General features: G+C 64.1%; 10 protein-coding genes and 1 pseudogene. 9 read left to right on the top strand and 2 right to left on the bottom strand.

Annotated elements, in window-relative coordinates; translation table 11 throughout:
* The first annotated feature begins 50 nt into the window (after positions 1–50).
* The gene (locus tag ACVWVY_RS30200; RefSeq protein ID WP_456629789.1) at positions 51–1,379 is read left to right on the top strand and encodes a dicarboxylate/amino acid:cation symporter; all 1,329 of its coding nucleotides are present in this window, start codon (positions 51–53) and stop codon (positions 1,377–1,379) included.
* 71 nt (positions 1,380–1,450) lie between these two features.
* Here the strand turns inward: ACVWVY_RS30200 and ACVWVY_RS30195 are convergent, their stop codons facing one another.
* Positions 1,451–4,603, bottom strand: a complete 3,153-nt coding sequence (locus tag ACVWVY_RS30195; RefSeq protein WP_456629788.1) for an Rne/Rng family ribonuclease — start codon at positions 4,601–4,603, stop codon at positions 1,451–1,453.
* A 734-nt stretch (positions 4,604–5,337) separates the two neighbouring features.
* Between ACVWVY_RS30195 and ACVWVY_RS30190 the strand changes: the two genes are divergently transcribed.
* The 8 genes and pseudogenes from ACVWVY_RS30190 (at position 5,338) to ACVWVY_RS30155 (ending at position 16,412) form a co-directional block, all read left to right on the top strand.
* Positions 5,338–6,690 (top strand): N-acetylmuramoyl-L-alanine amidase, encoded by a 1,353-nt coding sequence (locus ACVWVY_RS30190; RefSeq protein WP_456629787.1) that lies wholly within the window; start codon positions 5,338–5,340, stop codon positions 6,688–6,690.
* Between the two features lie 234 nt (positions 6,691–6,924).
* Positions 6,925–9,424: pseudogene (locus tag ACVWVY_RS30185) on the top strand (penicillin-binding protein 1A).
* A 165-nt stretch (positions 9,425–9,589) separates the two neighbouring features.
* Positions 9,590–12,085, top strand: a complete 2,496-nt coding sequence (locus tag ACVWVY_RS30180; RefSeq protein ID WP_456629786.1) for a penicillin-binding protein 1A — start codon at positions 9,590–9,592, stop codon at positions 12,083–12,085.
* Between the two features lie 81 nt (positions 12,086–12,166).
* Positions 12,167–13,298 (top strand): peptide chain release factor 2 gene (gene prfB / locus ACVWVY_RS30175; protein WP_456629785.1). Its coding sequence is split into 2 segments (ribosomal slippage): positions 12,167–12,235 and positions 12,237–13,298, totalling 1,131 coding nucleotides; the frame shifts between segments, so codons are not numbered across the junction.
* A 3-nt stretch (positions 13,299–13,301) separates the two neighbouring features.
* A complete protein-coding gene (locus ACVWVY_RS30170) occupies positions 13,302–14,171 on the top strand; it encodes an NAD(P)-dependent oxidoreductase (protein WP_456629784.1) in 870 nt (289 codons plus the stop codon).
* A 73-nt stretch (positions 14,172–14,244) separates the two neighbouring features.
* On the top strand, positions 14,245–15,150 hold the full coding sequence (locus tag ACVWVY_RS30165) for a DMT family transporter (RefSeq protein WP_456629783.1): 906 nt from the start codon (positions 14,245–14,247) through the stop codon (positions 15,148–15,150).
* An 84-nt stretch (positions 15,151–15,234) separates the two neighbouring features.
* Complete coding sequence (locus ACVWVY_RS30160) at positions 15,235–15,918, top strand: helix-turn-helix domain-containing protein (protein WP_456629782.1); 684 nt, start codon at positions 15,235–15,237, stop codon at positions 15,916–15,918.
* Positions 15,915–16,412, top strand: coding sequence for a cupin domain-containing protein (locus tag ACVWVY_RS30155; protein WP_456629781.1), 498 nt, complete (start codon positions 15,915–15,917; stop codon positions 16,410–16,412). Before ACVWVY_RS30160 ends, ACVWVY_RS30155 begins: the two co-directional genes overlap by 4 nt.
* 35 nt (positions 16,413–16,447) lie before the next feature.
* Here ACVWVY_RS30155 and ACVWVY_RS30150 read toward each other — a convergent pair whose 3' ends face one another.
* Positions 16,448–18,616 (bottom strand): carbamoyltransferase C-terminal domain-containing protein, encoded by a 2,169-nt coding sequence (locus ACVWVY_RS30150; protein ID WP_456629780.1) that lies wholly within the window; start codon positions 18,614–18,616, stop codon positions 16,448–16,450.
* Positions 18,617–18,729 lie beyond the last annotated feature (113 nt).

The raw sequence follows: 18,729 nt of genomic DNA, 5'->3' as shown, positions 1-18,729 counted from the left end.
GGATTGGCGCGTGCGTGACCGGTCCGCGATACGGACGGGGAGTAAACGTCATGGCGGCAACGATTGCGGCTGAAGCGCCCGCGAGTGCAGCAAAGCCCTGGTATCGGGTTCTCTACGTTCAAGTCTTGATTGCGATCGTGGTCGGCGCGCTGTTCGGCTGGCTGTGGCCTGCGCTCGCGACCAACGACTGGATCAAGGCGCTCGGCGAAGGCTTCATCAAGCTGATCAAGATGGTGATCGCGCCGATCATCTTCTGCACGGTGGTATCCGGCATCGCGCATATACAAGATGCCAAAAAGGTCGGTCGGATCGGCATCAAGGCGCTGGTCTATTTCGAGGTGGTCTCCACCTTCGCGCTGGTGATCGGTCTTATCGTCGGTAATGTGGTCAGGCCCGGCGCGGGTTTCGGCGGCGCCATGGCGAACGCGCAGGCGGTAGCCGGCTATGCCAAGCAGGCGGAAGCGCAGAAGAGCGTCGATTTCTTCCTGCATATCATTCCCGATACCGTCGTCGGCGCCTTCGCCCAGGGCGAAATCCTCCAGGTCCTGCTGTTTTCGATCCTGTTCGGCTTTGCGCTGATGGGTCTCGGCGAGCGCGGCCATACGCTGCGCGCCTTCATCGACGATGCCGCCCATGGCGTTTTCGGCGTCATCGCCATCGTGATGAAGGCAGCCCCGATCGGCGCGTTCGGCGCGATGGCGTTCACCATCGGCAGGTTCGGAACCGGCGCGATCCTGAACCTGATGGGCCTGATCGCGACCTTCTACGTCACCGCGGCGCTGTTCGTGTTCGTGGTGCTCGGCGTAATTGCGCGGATGGTCGGTTTCTCGATCTTCAAGTTCCTCGCCTACATCAAGGACGAGCTCTTGATCGTGCTTGGCACCTCGTCCTCGGAAAGCGCGCTGCCCTCCTTGATGGAAAAGCTCGAACGGCTCGGCTGCTCCAAGTCGGTGGTAGGCCTCGTGGTGCCGACCGGCTATTCGTTCAACCTCGACGGCACCAATATCTACATGACGCTGGCGACCCTGTTCATTGCGCAGGCGCTTGGCTTCGATCTAACGTTCGGCCAGCAAATCACCATCCTCCTGGTGGCGATGCTGACCTCCAAGGGGGCGTCCGGCATTACCGGTGCCGGCTTCATCACGCTGGCCGCGACGCTCGCCGTGGTCGATCCGCGGCTGGTGCCGGGCATGGCCATCGTTCTCGGCATCGACAAGTTCATGAGCGAGTGCCGCGCGCTGACCAATCTGTGCGGCAACGGCGTCGCCTGCGTGGTGGTGTCGTGGTGGGAAGGCGAACTCGACAAGGACAAGCTGCACGCCAATCTGAACAAGCAGGTTGATCCGTCCGACATGGAGACCGCGATCACGACGGGCTGACGATCAGCTCGACGCAATAAAAAAAAACCGCCCGATTTTCGCCGGGCGGTCTTCTTTTTTGGTTCGATTCCTTACTCGCCGCTGCCGAAGCGCCGCGACCACCAGCCCGCCTTGCGGGGCGCGTCGTCGGCCGATGCGGCCGGCGCCGGTTGGGTCGGGGCAGGCGCCGCGGGAGCCTCGACCGGCTCCGGCGCGCTCTGGCTGACCGAGGGCGCCGGCTCGGCCGGAGCGCTGGTCACGAAGCTGACCTTCTCGCGCACGGTCGAACGCCTTCGCGCCGCGGCCCGCTCGGCCTCTTGCCCGGTTTCTTCAGCTGACGGCGCGGGCGCGCTCTCGACCGGCTCGGGCCGGGCGTAGGCCGCAGGCTGCATCTCCGCCGGCTGCGAAACCGGTTCGGGCGCAACGTCGGCCTGTACCAGCGATGGCGCGGGCTCGGACGCGCCGCCGTCGAAATCGGCAACCGCGCTGGTCACCTCGGAAGCCGGCGCCGGCCCGAGTTCGTCCGCGATCGATCCGGCAAGGCCGTCCTCCAGCTCGGTACCACGCCGGCGGCGTCCGCCGCGACGGCCGCGACGGCGCGGGCGCCGCTCGCCATTGGCAGGCTGATCGCCGCGGGCCATGCCGGGCTGTTCGTCGCCTTCGTCCTCGTCGGCTTCGCCGTCCTCGGCGGTTACGCCTTCAACGGCATCGCCTGCGACGCGCATCGCGTCACCGTCCTCGCGCGGCGCGGCGCCGTCACGGGGCTCGCCACGGCCGCGCCGGCGTCGGCGCCGCTTGCGGCGGTGGCCGTCTCCTTCGCCTTCGCCCGACGCCGCTTCGGCGGCATCATCGGCCAGCCCTTCGGTCTCCTCGGCTTCGACCTCGGATTCGGTTTCGATGTCGAACGGCTCGTCGTCGTCATAAGCCTCCTCGACCTGGGGCGGGAAGGCGGCAGCCTGCGCCACCAGCAGCGCCTTGGCGGCTTCCAGCGTGTGCACCTGTTCGCCGCGGTCGATAATGAACGACTGCTGGCCGGCGACGGTTGGATCGGCGCTCACGGCGAGCGACACCTTGAAGGCGTTTTCGAGATCGCGCAGATGGCCGCGCTTGTGGTTCAGCACATACAGCGCGACGTCGGTGCGGGTGCGCACCACCAGATTGTGGGTCGCACCCTTCATCAGGATTTCCTCGATGCCGCGCAGCAATTGCAGCGCGACCGACGAGACCGAACGCACATGACCGCTGCCGCCGCATACCGCGCAAGCATCGGTCGAACTCTCCAGCACGCTGGCGCGGATGCGCTGGCGCGACATTTCAAGCAGGCCGAAATGCGAGATGCGTCCGACCTGGATGCGCGCGCGATCCTGCCGCAGGCAGTCGGAGAGCTTGCGCTCGACCGCGCGGTTGTTGCGCTTCTCGTCCATGTCGATGAAGTCGATGACGATCAGGCCGGCGAGATCGCGCAGGCGCAATTGCCGGGCGACTTCCTCGGACGCCTCGAGATTGGTCTTGAGGGCGGTGTCCTCGATGTGATGTTCGCGGGTCGAGCGGCCGGAGTTGACGTCGATCGAGACCAGCGCTTCGGTCTGGTTGATGACGATGTAGCCGCCGGAGCGCAGTTGTACGGTCGGCGAAAACATCGCGTCGAGCTGGCTCTCGACGCCCATCCGCGAAAACAGCGGCTGGCCGTCGCGATACTGCCTCACCGCCCGCACGTTCGAGGGCATCAGCATCTTCATGAAGTCGCGCGCTTCCTGGTAGCCGGCCTCGCCGGCGACCTGGATTTCGTCGATTTCCTTGTTGTAGAGGTCGCGCAGCGAGCGCTTGATCAGCGAGCCTTCCTCATAGACGAGGGTGGGGGCCTGCGACTTCAGCGTCATGTCGCGCACGGTTTCCCACATCCGGATCAGATATTCGAAGTCGCGCTTGATCTCGGGCTTGGTCCGCGAGGCGCCGGCGGTGCGCAGGATGATCCCCATGCCCTCGGGCACGTCGAGGTCCTGCACCACTTCCTTCAGTCGCGAACGGTCCTGGGCCGAAGTGATCTTGCGGCTGATGCCGCCGCCACGGGCGGTATTGGGCATCAGCACGGCATAGCGGCCGGCCAGCGACAAATAGGTCGTCAGCGCCGCGCCCTTGTTGCCGCGCTCTTCCTTGACGACCTGTACCAGCATCACCTGGCGGCGCTTGATGACTTCCTGAATCTTGTACTGGCGGCGCGGGCGGAACGGGCGCTCCGGAACTTCCTCCAGAACGTCGTCGCCACCGACGGATTCGACGACTTCCTCTTCGGCGTCCTCGCCGTCGTCCTCATCGTCGTGGCCATCGTCGCCTTCGGGCGCGCGGGCGAGTTCGTCGGAAGAAGCAACCGCGTAGCCTTCGCCGGCGTGCTCGATATGCGGCGCGTCGTCGGCATGGGCCGCGTTTTCTTGCGCGTGTTCCTCGTCATGATGCTCATCACGAGCGTGTTCAGCCGTCGCCTCGGGGGCGGCCGCCTCGACCGCCGCAACGGCGGGCGCGCCGGATTCCAATTCCCCGACCGGTGCTTCGCCCGCGGTATCCGTCCGTTCGTCAGGACCTTGGGCTGCGTGATCGTGGTGACCATCGTGGTCGTGGTGATCATGCGAATGATCGTGATCATGCGCGGCGTGATCATGCGCATCATGGTCGTGATGCGCCGTATCCTCATGATGCCCGGCATCATTCTCATGATGCCCAGCATCATTCTCATGATGCTCAGCGTCGTGCGGATGCACTTCGCCGGCATACGCGCCTTCGTGCTGATGCGCCTCGCCTTCATAGGGCTGGGCCGCCTGCGCGGGATCCTGGCCGGCGGTCTCGACGACGTCGCTCTGGACGCGGTCGCCATGGCCGCGGCGGCGCGCATTGCGGTGGCGCGAGCGGCCACGGTGGCGGTTGGAGGAGCGGTTCTCGCTCTCTTCCTCGGCCTCGCGGTGGGCACGCTCGTCGGCTTCGATCAGCGCCTGACGGTCGGCGACCGGGATCTGATAGTAGTCCGGATGGATTTCGCTGAACGCCAGGAAGCCGTGGCGGTTGCCGCCATATTCGATGAACGCCGCCTGCAGCGACGGCTCTACGCGCGTGACTTTGGCGAGATAGATATTGCCGCGGAGCTGCTTGCGCTGGGCGGTCTCGAAATCAAATTCTTCGACGCGGTTGCCGCGGACCACAACGACCCGGGTCTCTTCCGGGTGGGTGGCGTCGATCAACATCTTGTTGGGCATTTTGGAACTCTTGACGGCGGCGGGCGCGGTGCATGGCGCGCGCAAATTGCGCGGCCCGGTGACGCGACGGTCCACCTGATTCGGGGGTGAGGGGAAGGCCAAAACGCAATTCTTGGCGCCGCGCCGAACGGGGAGCCACCAGAGCGAGGCGACGTGCGAAGCTTTCGCTTCGCGTCGGCGCGATCGTTCCCTGGATCCTCGTCGGCAACACAGTCTGGCGCATCAAGCGTCGGCCCGTCTAAACATGTTGGCGGAAAAGATACCGCCGTATCTATCGCTGAAGACCCGGTTCGGCGCCTAAACGCCCGCCGGCCATCGCATATCGGACCGTTTTGGGTCCGGATAATCAGTTTTGCCGTGTCTTAAACCGTCCCTGGAAAAGGTACCTGGGACCGGACGCCGCTCGGGCTCGAAACCGTCACTCCGTGTCAGCCGCGCGCGGCGCTGGCTGTGGAGGGATCGGGAAAGACGCAGGTTCCTTCGGCTTCGAAGGTTCCGGCGCTGCACCGGGAGGCTGAACGCGACACAACCGGGAGTATTAGCCGTCAGCACCTCGTACATACGTGGATTGGCGGCTGCGTGCAAGGGAAGCGCAAGGGAACCCCCAAGGGCCCCCCATATCGAGCGTCGCAGCCCAGCAACACTTGCTCCTTTTCACAGATTCGCCCTTAAGGTTCGATTAACCCTGTCCTTCTAATGCGGTAAGGGAGGGCTCCTCCGGAGGCACCGAATCGTTGGCGAGCCGCGCAAATCACCTTGTTTTGCTGGGATGTGGCCTATTGTGCGCCGCAGCATTCTTGTGCACCCAAATGGTCGGCCCCAGCGCGGCCCAAGCGCCGGCTTATCAAGCACCGGCTTATCAGTGGCCACCGGCCCAAGCCGCCATTCCGAGCCCGGCGGGGGTATCGAATTTCCCGATCGCGTCTGACGCTCGCCTGGCCGGCGATGCCAAACAGACCCGTTTCATCCTCGATCTCGACAAGGCGGTCCAGTTTCGGGCCTTTGCCCTGGCGGACCCGTATCGCGTGATCGTCGATCTTCCCCAGGTCAGTTTTCAGCTTCCGGCCGGAGCCGGTGTCGCGGGGCGGGGATTGGTCAAGGCGTTCCGCTACGGCCTCGTGATGCCGGGCGGATCGCGGATCGTGTTTGATCTGACCGGACCGGCCAAGATCGCCAAATCCTATGTGCTGGAGGCGGCCAACGGCCAGCCGCCGCGACTGGTGCTCGAATTGGAAGAGGTTGACCGCACCGCCTTTGTCCAGTCGCTGGCGCCCGAAAACCGTCCCGAACTGAGGCCCGCGATCGCCGAGGCCAACGCCGCCGCTGCCCGGCCGGATGCGCCGGCCGCGCCGAAGCCTGCACCCGGGCCGCCGGATAAGCGGCCGGTGGTCGTGATCGATCCCGGCCATGGCGGCGACGACAACGGCACCCAGGCCGGCGGCGGCGACATCATGGAAAAGAATCTGGTGCTGGGCTTTGGCCTGGCGCTACGCGATCGAATCGAGAAATCGGGCAAGTATCGCGTCGTCATGACCCGGACGGACGACACCTTCATTCCGCTCGGCGACCGCGTGAAGATCGCGCGCAACGAGTCGGCGGCACTGTTCGTCTCGATCCATGCCGATGCCTTGCCGCGCGGCGAGGGCGATGCCCAGGGCGCCACCATTTACACGCTGTCCGACAAGGCCTCCGACTCCGAGGCCGAACGGCTGGCGGACGCCGAAAACAAGTCGGACGCGATTGGCGGGGTCAGTCTCGCCGACGAGCCGACCGAAGTCGCCGATATCCTGATCGATCTGGTGCAGCGGGAGACCAAAACCTTTTCAAACCGCTTCGCCCGGGTCTTGATGGGCGAGATGAAGAATACGGTCCGGATGCACAAGCATCCGTTGAAATCGGCTGGATTCAGGGTCTTGAAGGCGCCGGACGTGCCCTCGGTTCTGGTCGAACTCGGCTATGTCTCGAATAAGGGCGACCTTGAACATCTGGTGTCAGAAAACTGGCGGAACCGGACGGTCGGATCGATGGCGCAGGCAATTGATACGTTTTTAGCCAAACGGCAGGCAACTGCCGGACCGGGCAAGTGAAAAGTCCGGTGCGCATCGCCTAAGGGCAGGCTGAAAAGCGTCCCCTCCGGTGGCCCAAGCCCTAGTTTGGCCACAGCGGCAACGGTATAGAAAATTGGCTGTGGTCTTCGGAATCGGTATTGTCCGCCGGACCTTTATTGTTCGACCGCGTAGCGGCAACTCGTTCGGCGGGATTGCCGTATCAGGATAGGCGCCGCAGATTCCGGCGCACAGGGTTGGAACGGAACTTCGATAATGCGATTGCTGGTCCGGTTTTTGGGTTTCCTGTTCGCCGCCGGGACCGTCGTGTTCCTGGTCGGCGTGGCCGGAGTCGCGGGCGCGATCTGGCATTTCTCCAAGGACCTGCCCGACTACTCACAGCTTCAGGATTACGAGCCTCCGGTGATGACGCGCGTGCATGCGTCCGATGGTGCGCTGCTCGGCGAATATTCCAAGGAGCGCCGTCTCTATCTGCCGATCCAGGCGGTGCCAAAGCTCGTCATCAACGCGTTCCTGGCGGCCGAGGACAAGAACTTCTACGAGCACGGCGGCATCGACTTCACCGGCATGGCGCGCGCGGCCGTGGTGTATGCGCAGAACTTCGGCTCCAACAGGCGCCCGCAGGGTGCTTCGACGATCACCCAGCAGGTCGCAAAGAACTTCCTTCTGACCAACGAAGTGTCGTTCACGCGCAAGATCAAGGAAGCCTTGCTGGCGATGCGCATCGAGCGCGCCTATTCGAAGGATCGCATCCTCGAGCTCTATCTCAACGAAATCTATCTCGGTCTTGGCGCCTACGGCATCGCGGCCGCGTCGCTGGTCTATTTCGACAAATCCGTGAACGAACTCACGATCGCGGAAGCCTCGTATCTGGCGGCGTTGCCCAAGGCGCCCGCGGTCCTGCACCCGGTTCGCAACCGCGATCGCGCGGTCGAGCGGCGCAATTACGTGGTCGATCGTCTGCTGGAGAACGGCTGGATCAAGCAGGCCGACGCCGACAAGGCGCGCAAGGAAGCGCTCAACGTCACCAGCCGCGGCAACGGCGCGCACATCTTCGCCGGCGAATATTTCGCCGAGGAGGTCCGGCGCGACATCTTCGAGCGCTACGGCGAAAAGAAACTGTACGAAGGCGCGATTGTCGGTTCGCGCCACGCTCGACCCGAAGATGCAGGTCATGGCGCGCAAGGCCATGGTCGCCGGTCTCGTCAAGTATGACGAGGCGAGCGGCTGGCGCGGCGCGCCGTCCAAGCTGGACATTTCCGGCGACTGGGGCGTGAAGCTCGCCGACGTCAAATCGCTCGGCGACATCTCGCCGTGGCGGATGGGCGTGGTGCTGGAGACTTCCGACCAGTCGGCGCGGATCGGTTTTCAGCCAGGCCGCGAACTCGGGGGCGCCATCAGCAAGGTCAGGCAGACCGGCATCGTCACGCTCGACGGCGTGCGGTGGGCGAAGGCCGCGTCGGGTCCTGCAAAGGGCAGGACACCGACCTCGGTCGCGCAGGTCCTTGCGGCCGGCGACGTGATCTATGCCGACCCGCTGTTCGACAAGGATGGCAAGCCGATCGAAGGTCAGTATCGGCTGCGTCAGTTGCCGGAAGTTTCCGGCGCGATGGTCGCGATGGACCCCTGGACCGGCCGCGTGCTGGCGATGGTCGGCGGCTTCTCGTTCGACCAGAGCCAGTTCAACCGTGCCACCCAGGCCTATCGGCAGCCGGGTTCGTCGTTCAAGCCGCTGGTCTATTCGGCGGCGATGGACAACGGCTACACCCCGTCGACCGTCGTGGTCGACGCGCCGATTGAAATCGATCAGGGGCAGGGCGGCGGCGTCTGGCGCCCGGAAAACTATTCGTCGGGCAAATATCAGGGACCGGTCACCCTGCGCAATGCGCTGAAGAATTCGCTGAACACCGTGACGGTGCGGCTGGCGCAGGACATCGGCATGCCCTTGATCGGCGAATATTCCAAGCGCTTCGGCGTCTACGACGATCTGCCGAATTATCTGTCCTATGCGCTCGGCGCCGGCGAAACCACGGTCATGCGGATGGTCACGGCCTATTCGATGTTCGCCAATGGTGGCCGCCGCGTGAAGCCGACGCTGATCGATCGTATTCAGGACCGCTACGGCCACACCATCTTCAAGCATGACGCCCGCGAATGCCGCGGTTGCGACGCGCCTGGCGGCTGGAAGAGTCAGCCCGAGCCGCAGCTCGTGGACCGCCGCGAGCAGGTGCTCGATCCGATGACGGCCTACCAGATCACCTCGATGATGGAATATGTGGTGCAGGCCGGCACCGCGACGGTGGTCAAGGAAGTCGGCAAGCCGATCGCCGGCAAGACCGGCACCACCAACGATGAAAAGGACGCCTGGTTCATCGGCTTCTCGCCGGACCTCGTGGTCGGCATCTATGTCGGCTTCGACAAGCCGCGCAATCTCGGCCGCGGCATGACCGGCGGTCATCTGGCCGCGCCGATCGCCAAGGACTTCCTGAAGCTCGCGCTCGCCGACAAGCCTGCGATTCCGTTCAAGGTGCCCGCCGGCATCAAGCTCGTCCGCGTCGACCCCAAGAGCGGCATGCGCGCCGGTCCGGGCAGTGGCGGCCTTCTGGAGGCCTTCAAGCCGGGCACCGCGCCACCGGATAACTACTCGGTCATCGGCGTGGCCGATGCGGACGGCCGGACGCCGCAGGGATACCAGCAAGGGTATCAGCCCGACGCGGGCAATATCATGCGTCAGGGAACCGGCGGGCTGTACTGATCCGCACGGAGTGTTCACAACCTAAGGGCGTATCTTCGGACATCACGTTATAATGTTTGCGCCCGGCGGATCTGAGCGATCCGTGTCGCGGGAGAGGGAATGTCCGATGGACACGAGGACGAGCGCCGGCTGTTTCGGTGCTAAGGTTGGAATGGAACTTCGATAATGCGCTTTCTGGTCCGGTTTTTGGGTTTCCTGTTTACTGCCGGGACGGTCCTGTTCCTGGCGGGCGTGGCCGGCGTCGCAGGCGGGATCTGGTATTTCTCCCGGGACTTGCCGGACTATTCGCAGCTTCAGGATTACGAGCCGCCGGTGATGACGCGCGTGCATGCGTCCGATGGTGCGCTGCTCGGCGAGTATTCCAAGGAGCGGCGGCTCTACCTGCCGATCCAGGCGATGCCAAAGCTCGTCACCAACGCGTTCCTCGCAGCCGAGGACAAGAACTTCTATGAGCACGGCGGCATCGACTTCACGGGCATGGCGCGCGCGGCCGTGGTGTATGCCCAGAACTTCGGCTCCAACAGGCGCCCGCAAGGTGCCTCGACGATCACCCAGCAGGTCGCGAAGAACTTCCTTTTGACCAATGAAGTGTCGTTCGCGCGCAAGATCAAGGAAGCCTTGCTGGCGATGCGCATCGAGCGCGCCTATTCCAAGGACCGCATCCTCGAGCTCTATCTCAACGAAATCTATCTCGGTCTTGGCGCTTACGGCATCGCGGCCGCATCACTGGTCTATTTCGACAAGTCGGTGAACGAACTCACGATCGCGGAAGCCGCGTATCTGGCAGCCCTGCCGAAAGCGCCGGGAACGTTGCATCCGGTCCGCAACCGCGACCGGTCTACCGAGCGGCGCAACTACGTGATCGACCGCCTGCTGGAAAACGGATGGATCAAGCAGGCCGATGCCGACAAGGCCCGCAAGGAACCGCTGGTCGTGGCCAGCCGCGGCAACGGCGCGCATACCTTTGCCGGTGAGTATTTTGCCGAGGAAGTCCGGCGCGACATCTTCGAGCGCTACGGCGAAAAGAAACTCTATGAAGGCGGCCTGTCGGTTCGCACCACGCTCGATCCGAAGCTGCAGGTGATGGCGCGCAAAACCGTGGCCGCCGGCCTCGTGAATTTTGACGAGGCCCAGGGCTGGCGCGGAGCGATGAGCAAGCTCGACATATCAGGCGATTGGGGCGTGAAACTCGCCGACGTCAAATCGCTCGGCGACATCTCGCCGTGGCGGATGGCCGTGGTGCTGGAGACATCCGACCAGTCGGCCCGGATCGGCTTCCAGCCCGGCCGCGAACTGGGGGGCGCGATCTCCAAGGACCGGCAAACCGGTCTCATCACGCTGGAAGGTGTCAAATGGGCGAGGGCGGCTTCCGCTTCGGCTCGCGGCAAGACGCCGGTCTCGGTCTCGCAAATTCTTGTCCCGGGCGATGTGATCTACGCCGATCCGCTTTTCGGCAAGGACGGCAACGCGGTCGAAGGCCAGTATCGCCTGCGGCAATTGCCTGAAGTGTCCGGCGCGATGGTCGCGATGGATCCGTGGACCGGCCGCGTGGTTGCGATGGTGGGTGGCTTCTCGTTCGACCAGAGCCAGTTCAACCGCGCGACCCAGGCCTATCGGCAGCCGGGATCGACGTTCAAGCCGCTGGTCTATTCGGCGGCGATGGACAATGGCTACACGCCGTCGACCATCATGATCGACGGGCCGATCGAGATCGATCAGGGGCAGGGCGCCGGGGTCTGGCGTCCGGAGAACTTTTCGGTGGGCAGTTACCGTGGCCCCATTACCCTGCGTGAAGCCCTCAAATGGTCGATCAATACCGTGACGGTGCGGCTGGCGCAGGATGTCGGCATGCCCTTGATCGGCGAATATGCCAAACGCTTCGGCGTCTATGAGGAATTGCCGAACTATCTTTCCTATTCGCTCGGCGCCGGCGAAACCACGGTCATGCGGATGGTCACGGCCTATTCGATGTTTGCCAACGGCGGCCGTCGGGTGAAGCCGACCCTGATCGACCGTATCCAGGACCGCTACGGACGCACGATTTTCAAGCATGACGCGCGCGAGTGTCGTGGCTGCGACGCGCCGGGCGGCTGGAAGAACCAGCCCGAGCCCCAGCTTGTCGACCGCAGGGAGCAGGTGCTTGATTCGATGACGGCCTATCAGATCACCTCGATGCTGGAGGGGGTGGTGCAGGGCGGCACGGCGTCGGTCATGCGCGAGGTCGGCAAGCCGATCGCCGGCAAGACCGGCACTACCAGCGACGGAAAAGACGTCTGGTTCATCGGCTTTTCGCAGGATCTCGTCGTTGGCCTCTATCTCGGCTATGACAAGCCCCGCAGCCTGGGCAGGGCCGCGCAAGGCGGCCATACCGCCGCTCCGATCGTCAAGGATTTCATGAAGCTCGCGCTCGCCAACAAGCCGGCGACCCCATTCAAGATTCCCGCCGGCATCAGGTTGGTCCGCGTCGATGCCAAGAGCGGCACGCGCCCCAGCCCCGGCGGCGAGGGCGGCCGCACCATCCTGGAAGCGTTCAAGCCGGGCACCGTGCCGCCGGATAATTACTCCGCCGTTGGCGTTGCCGACCAGGATGGACGCGTGCCGCAGGAAATCCCGCCCGACGCGGGCAGTATCATGCGTCCCGGAACCGGCAGGCTTTATTAGCCGATTGCGCTTTGCGACGTACGCCGCTACATCCGTCGCATCATAATTCAGTAGCGGTTCCGACCGCAGACAGAAGAGACCATGCGCGCCGAAGTCGAACGCCTCGTAGAAGAGATCAAGCAGTCAGTCGGGCTGCTGAGGAGGCATCTTTGACGTCGAGAAATCCACGGCTCGCCTCGCCGAGCTGAACAAACTCGCCGAAGATCCCAATCTCTGGAACGATCCCCAGAAAGCCCAGAAGCTGATGCAGGAGCGCACCTCGCTGGTGGATGCGCTCGAGGGCATCGGCAAGGTCGAGAATGAGCTCGACGACAATGTCGAAATGATCGCGCTCGGCGAGGCCGAGAACGATGAAAGCGTCGTGGTCGAGGCGGAGATCGCGCTTAAAGCCCTGAAGAAGGAAGTCGCGCGCCGCGAGCTGGAAGCGCTATTGTCGGGCGAGGCCGACCGGTTCGATTCCTATCTCGAAGTGCATGCCGGCGCCGGCGGCACCGAGAGCCAGGACTGGGCCGCGATGCTGCTGCGCATGTATACGCGCTGGGCCGAGGAGCACGGCTTCAAGATCGAGTATCTGGAAGAAACCCCCGGCGAAGAAGCCGGCATCAAATCCGCGACCATCCAGATCAGCGGGCACAATGCCTATGGCTGGCTGAAGACGGAAGCTGGCGTGCACCGCCTGGTGCGAATCTCGCCGTTCGATTCCAACGCGCGGCGGCATACGTCGTTTTCGTCGGTGGCGATTTTTCCGGTGGTCGATAACAGCATCAAGATCGATATCGCCGAGTCCGACGTGCGCACCGACACGATGCGCTCGGGCGGCGCCGGCGGCCAGCACGTCAACAAGACCGAATCCGCGGTGCGCCTGACGCATATTCCGACCGGCGTCGCGGTGGTCTGCCAGGCCGGCCGTTCGCAGCACAAGAACCGCGCCCAGGCCTGGGACATGCTGCGCGCACGGCTCTACGAAATCGAGTTGAAGCGACGCGAGGAACAGGCCGCCGCCGACCAGGCTGCCAAGACCGACATCGGCTGGGGCCACCAGATCCGCTCCTACGTGCTGCAGCCCTACCAGATGGTGAAGGACCTGCGTACCGGCGTGCAGACCTCGGATACGTCGGGCGTACTCAATGGCGACCTCGACGAATTCATGGCGGCGACCCTGGCGCAGCGCGCCTTCGGCACCACGCCTGGCGCGATCGAGGATGTGGATTAATCCATGACCAAAGTGGCCTTCATCGGGCTGGGGCGCATGGGCCATGGCATGGCCGGCCGCTATCTCGATGCAGGTTTTTCGGTTGCGGTGTGGAATCGCAGCAAGGCCAAGGCGGAAGACCTGATCGCGCGCGGCGCGCACTGGGCCGCCTCTCCAGCGGACGCTGCCGATGGCGCTGATGCCGTCGTGACCATGGTCGCCGACGATGAGGCGTCGCGTACTGTCTGGCTCGGCAAGGATGGCGCGGCTGCAACGATGAAGGCGGGCAGCCTCGCGATCGAATGCTCGACGGTCTCGCATCAGCATGCGCTCGACATGGCGCGCGAACTGCGCGGCCGAGGCCTCGTCTATATCGATTGTCCCGTCACTGGCCTGCCGCAAGCGGCGGCTGCCGGAAAGCTGACCTTGCTGGTCGGAGCTGACGCGGCCGATCTGGATCGGGCAAGGCCTTATCTCGCGCCGATCGGCGACGTGGTCAGGCATTTTGGCGCGGTCGGCACCGGCACCGTCTTCAAGCTGATCAACAACCTGATGGGCGCGGTGCAGATCGCGAGCCTCGCCGAAGGCGTCGCGATGGCCGAGCAGGCCGGGCTCGACATGAACCTGGTGGCGGAGGCGCTGGCGACCGGCGCGGTGGCGAGCCCGCAGGTGATCCGGCATTCCAAGCGCATGGTGGCGCGCGATTTTTCCGGCGCGTCGTTCACGGCTGCGCTGCGCCACAAGGATGCGGCCTATGCGGTGAGGCTGGCCGAAACGCTGCTGCCCGGCGTGCCCGTCAGCCGCGCCGCGCTTGCCGCCTATGAGAGGGCGAAGGCAAACGCGGCCGACGATGACGAAGGCAAGATGATCGAGATCGTGTCGCAGCCGAAATAATCATCGGAAATCGGGTGGACGGCGGCGTGCGTCCGGTCTAGCTGGTTGCGCGAGTTGACTAGGTTCCTGTGAAATGACAGTTGGCGACGGCCGGATCGATGCGCGCGACTGGTCGCTGCTCGCCGCATTGTCGGTGCTGTGGGGCGGATCGTTCTTCTTCAATGGCGTGGTGCTGCGCGAGCTGCCGCCGTTCACGCTTGTGCTATTGCGCGTGCTGCTGGCCGCCATGATCCTGCTGCCGGTGCTCTGCGCGCAGCGACTGCTGTTTCCGAAGGGTTGGATGGGCTGGAGGCCGTTCTTCCTGATCGCCTTGTTCAACAATGTGCTGCCGTTCTCGCTGATCGTCACCGGACAGATGTACGTCGCGAGCGGGTTGGCTTCGATCCTCAATGCCACCACGCCGCTGTTCACGGTGGCGGTGATGGCGGCGGCGGGCGAGGAGAAGCTCGTCGTCAGGCGGGTGGTCGGTGTGATCGTCGGCCTTGTCGGCGTGGTGATCCTGCGCGGCAGCGGACTAGGCTTTGCCAGCGGGCAGGGGCTCGGCGTCCTGCTGTGTCTCGCGGCGGCGCTCAGCTACGGCATCTCCGCCCTGATAGCTCGGCGCGCGCTATCGGATTCGCCGCCGCTTGCCACCGCCACGTTTCAATTGATGGCATCGAGCCTGATGATGGCCGTCGTCGCCGGCATTTTCGAGCACCCGTGGCAACTGCCAATGCCTGATACGGTGACATGGCTTGCGGTGCTCGGCCTTGCCGCGTTGTCGACGGCGCTGGCCTATATCGTTTTCTTCCAGGTGCTGCGGCGCTCCGGCGCCACCAACGTCATGCTGGTGACGCTGCTTGTGCCGGTCACGGCCATCCTGCTCGGCTCGCTCGTGCTCGGTGAGCAGATTTCGCCGCGTGAAATCGCGGGCGCTCTGGTGATCGGCAGCGCGCTGTTGTTGATCGACGGCCGCGTGCTGAAGTTTCTGGAACGTTAGTTCGCTGCTGCAGGCGACGCGAGCCAGCTTGACATTTGCCTATTTGGCAATACGATTTGCCTTATAAGCAAATGGGAGGGCCGCGTGGTTTCGGCAGATTCTGGCCGGCGTACGCGCGAGGCGGCGCGTCTTGCCGCAATTGGAGCCGTCATTCGCAGGGCCCGTTCGGCGCGCGGTTTGACGCTCGATGAACTCGCCGGAATGGTCGGGCTATCAGTGACATTTCTCTCGCGGATCGAGCGCGGGCTCATCGCGTGTTCGATCGGTAATCTCCTGGAAATTGCCGGCGTCCTTCAGGTGCTGCCGGCCGAATTGTTCGCCGACATCGAAGGTGAGGACCGGACGCGCGCTTTTCGCGTGGTGCGGTCAATCGATGCCGTTCCATCGAAGGACGCGGACGCCAATTATGCCTGGCGCAAGCTCGCTTCGGGCATCGGCGAGCAGCGGCTGGAAACTTTCCTGCTCGAATTGTCGGCAAAACCGCGCAAGCCGACGCTGGTCGCGCATCCCGGCGAAGAAATGTGCTTTGTCCTCGAAGGCAGCGTTGAATTTCAGGTGGGCGACGAAACCATCGCGCTGGAGCGCGGGGACTCGATTCACTTGCGCTCAGACGTACCGCATATGGCATGGGCGCGCGGGTCCGGCAGTGCGCGCCTGCTCATGGTGACATCAATCGAAAATCAGTCGGCCATCGCGGTTGAGTGGTGGAGCAACATTGCGGGCAGGAAAAGCGAACGAGAGAGCACGGCAAAAGGGAGAGCAAAATGAGTGCTGTCACGAGCAAGGAGATTCCCGATACGGCGGCCGCAAATGCGGAATTGACGACCGCGCGCGAAGCGTCGCGAAAGGACCACAAGCCCTACGAGGCGCGCCATTTCGAGGAAGTCGATTGGGAGACAATCCGGTGGCCGGGCGAAACAGGCAAAATGCTTTTTCATCCGCGACTGGAACGTCCGACCGAACCGAACGCGGGAATTCTGCGGCTAGAGCCCGGCGCCTATCACCCCGAGCACTATCATGGCTTCGCGCAGGTCTGGCATATCCTGAAAGGCGAGTTTTCAATCGACGGAACGCTGCATGGTCCGGGGACGGTGCTGTTCCATCCCGATCCGCACTTCGAGGGCGAATTCCGCACCGAAACGGGCGGGGAGATATTCATCGTCCAGTATCCCGGTCCGACCACCGGCGAGCGCCCGATCTATGGCGGCCGGTTCAACATGGCGGAACGCAAGGCGGTTGCGAGCGAACGCATCGATCTCTGAACCGGCGGATCACCCGATCTCAGGGAGGAAGCGAATTATCGCGCAGGCTGGCTGGATGCCGATGTCTTCTTCCAGTCGGCGAGCCAGTTTGTGAACCTTCCGCTGTCGCGCTCGCCGCCGTGCCAGGCCGCGTTCACGGTGCCGTCGTCGGCGATCATGATGACGGCATCGAGCCCCTTGGAACGGCGCAGCGTGTCGATTGCCTGCTGCGGCGTCTGCGCAATCGGTCCGGCGACGTTGAAGGACGTGTTGACGGACAGCTCGACGCCGATATGGCGGCCGAGCGCCTTGAGATAGGCAAAGGTGAGCGGATCGTCTTCGGCGCGCACGATCTGGATGCGGCCGGTGCCGTCGGCGTGAATGACGGCTGGAATTTTTTCGCAGGCATTCGGCTTCGAATGCGCCGTCAGCACCATGTAATTGTAGGCGTTGTAGTCGGCATCCGCAGCGCCGGGCAGCAGTTCGAAATATTCCCGCGCGGCCTCCAGCGTCGCCATCGGCGCCAGCGGGCGAATGGCCTCGCGGTATTTGACGCGCTCGTTGAGCCGTTCGCGCGCTCGCGCGTCGCAGGGGTTCGCGAGGATCGAGCGGTGGCCAAGCGCGCGGGGACCGGTTTCGGCCCCGCCTTGATAGATCGCGATGACGCCGCTTTGCGCCACCATGAACGCCATCAGATCGGCGATGGCGTCGCGGCCTTCAGCCGTCGAGATATCGCCGATGCGTTGCGAGGCGATGTCGTCGGCCGCGAGTGCGCTGACGATGTCTTGCTGCGAGGGCGGCGTGCCGCAATAGAAGGCATGCGTCATCGGCGCACCGCGCGGGGCGCCGGCGAGATGGGCGAACAGCCAGGCGGCGCCGATGGTGACGCCGGGATCGCCGGGGACCGGCGGCACCCACAGCTTCAGGCGCGCGTTGCGTTGCTGCGCCTCGGCGAACCAGGCTGCGTCGAAATGTTCGAGCAGCCGCATGTTGCCGACCGCATTCAGCGCGACGCCGCCGGTCAACACCAGCCGGTTCGCGCCTGATACGCGCAACAGGTGATCGACGACATGGATCATGGCGTCCTCGAACACCAATTGGGTCGCAGCGGCCTTGTCGAGGCGGTCCCTGGTATCGGCGCGGTGATGGATGTCCTCGACCCGCAGCACCGCATCCGGATTCCAGAGCTGGTCCGGCCTGAGCGGTTCGCCGAGTATCTCGGTGAGCGCCTGCTTGTAGGGGTGATCGAAGGGATCGCAGTACCAGTTCGCCATCGCGCGGTTGAGCCGGACTTCGCCGCCTGTGCCGAAATGCAGCACATCCCGCAGCCGCGCATAATAGGGATTGCTGGCGCGGTCCATGTCGCCCCAGGCGGCGGCGCCCATGTAGCGGCCCTCGCTGGAAAGCCAGGTCCAGCCACCCTGTGTCGATGAGATCACGCTATAGAACGCGCCGAGTGAATCGAACATGCTGTCGTTGCAGTAGAGGCGGCGCATCCCGCCGTTCTCGACCGCATAAAGCGAGATCGAGCCCTGATCGCCGGTGCCGTCGAGCACCGCAACCGCCGTCGGCTCGCCGTCATCGGCGAACGGTGAGGCGGCGTAGGAAAACCAGGCGTGGTTGTCGTGATGCGGCAGGCAGATCAGCGGCACGCGCCCGGTAAGCCCGAGCTGGCGGGCGAGGATCTTCGGCGTCCGCGTCATCTGGTCGAGGCGGCGGCCGTCGAAGCCGGCGGCTTCCGTGGTACGTACGAGCTTGAAACTCTGCGGCAGTTCCTCGATCACCGAGCGCGCCAACGTACCGGCCAGCGTCGGATAATCCCAGCTCGTGAGCCAGGCATCGATGTCGCCGATATCGCGGCCCATCTGCCGCAGCGTCGCCACAACAGCGTCGATCGACAGTTTTGGATACTCGGTCGTATGCTTGTTGCCGGAAAAGCGCTCTTCCTCGTTGTTGACGATCAGCCGTGGCCCGCGCGCCCGCGTCACCTCGACCAGCGCCAGACCTGAATTATGCGTGCCGGGTGCGCCGAGGCCAGCGAGATAGACCGTTTCGCCGCGCGCGAGCTTGTCGCGCACATGCGCGATCCGCGCATCGGCGAATTCCGAGCCGAGCTGGTGAAATCCCGCAGCCCCCATGGTTTTTGCCGCCAGCCAGCGCGCGAAGCGGAAGCCGATGCCGGCGAGCCTGGGATGCCGAGGACCAATTCGTATCTCTGGTTTCAACCTGTCCAACCTCTGGGCCTTGCACGCATGCTAATGATGCGAACCTGCATCAATCACAATTGCCGTCAGGCAACAATGCTGTTTCGTCATACGGAATAAGCACATGCTTGCAA

It is taken from the genome of Bradyrhizobium sp. URHC0002 (assembly GCF_054059515.1).
The sequence above is the reverse complement of the archived record's forward strand: the minus strand, read 5'-3'. Positions and strand labels throughout refer to the sequence as shown.

Coding starts and splice junctions, on each gene's coding strand:
- ACVWVY_RS30170 (WP_456629784.1), top strand. CDS start 13,302: ATGACCAAAGTGGCCTTCATCGGGCTGGGGCGCATGGGCCATGGCATG.
- ACVWVY_RS30155 (WP_456629781.1), top strand. CDS start 15,915: ATGAGTGCTGTCACGAGCAAGGAGATTCCCGATACGGCGGCCGCAAAT.
- ACVWVY_RS30180 (WP_456629786.1), top strand. CDS start 9,590: ATGCGCTTTCTGGTCCGGTTTTTGGGTTTCCTGTTTACTGCCGGGACG.
- ACVWVY_RS30200 (WP_456629789.1), top strand. CDS start 51: ATGGCGGCAACGATTGCGGCTGAAGCGCCCGCGAGTGCAGCAAAGCCC.
- ACVWVY_RS30165 (WP_456629783.1), top strand. CDS start 14,245: ATGACAGTTGGCGACGGCCGGATCGATGCGCGCGACTGGTCGCTGCTC.
- ACVWVY_RS30195 (WP_456629788.1), bottom strand. CDS start 4,603: ATGCCCAACAAGATGTTGATCGACGCCACCCACCCGGAAGAGACCCGG.